A 537-nucleotide genomic window follows, 5' to 3' on the forward strand; every position below is an offset into this window, starting at 1 on the left:
AAACCCTCTCCCACAAAGGGTTTGCAGGTTTTTTAAATTTACTTTTTTAGCATTGCGGTTTACAAACGTTAATAAAATCGTTAATAAACTAGAGCAATGAAACGCAGCAAAATTTTACTACCAAATGGGTGTTCTTGCAGCACGCCGTCCGTATTTCCCAAAGAATGGAAAACAGCTGGAAAAAAATCAGTTAAATTAATCTGGAAAATTCAATATTATTTTCACGATCCTTTATTCAAAGACAAATACCCTTATGGTCGTCTTACTATTGTAAAGGGAATGAATGAGTATAAAGATCTTGAAGATAGACGAAATGCAACCAAAGTTTTATTGGAAAATGAATTGAGACTTCTGAAAGAAGGGTACAACCCTATTTTAAAGAAAAATATATACGAAGTTCCTAATAAGGCCGGAGAATTATCTCCGGATACATTTTTTATCGATGCTTTGGAATTAGCATATGAAAAGATAGAAGCTTCGCCTCATCATATAAAACAGGTAAAACACTGTATAGCAAGATTAAAACCTTTTTTCAAG

The 537-nt window shown here is 33.0% G+C and carries 1 pseudogene; it reads left to right on the plus strand.

From position 1 onward, the window contains the following. Nucleotides 1–96: 96 nt before the first annotated feature. Nucleotides 97–537, plus strand: a pseudogene (locus tag GNY06_RS00505) (hypothetical protein); the annotation flags it as partial.

Source organism: Elizabethkingia argenteiflava, from assembly GCF_009904105.1.
Classification (GTDB): Bacteria; Bacteroidota; Bacteroidia; order Flavobacteriales; family Weeksellaceae; genus Elizabethkingia; species Elizabethkingia argenteiflava.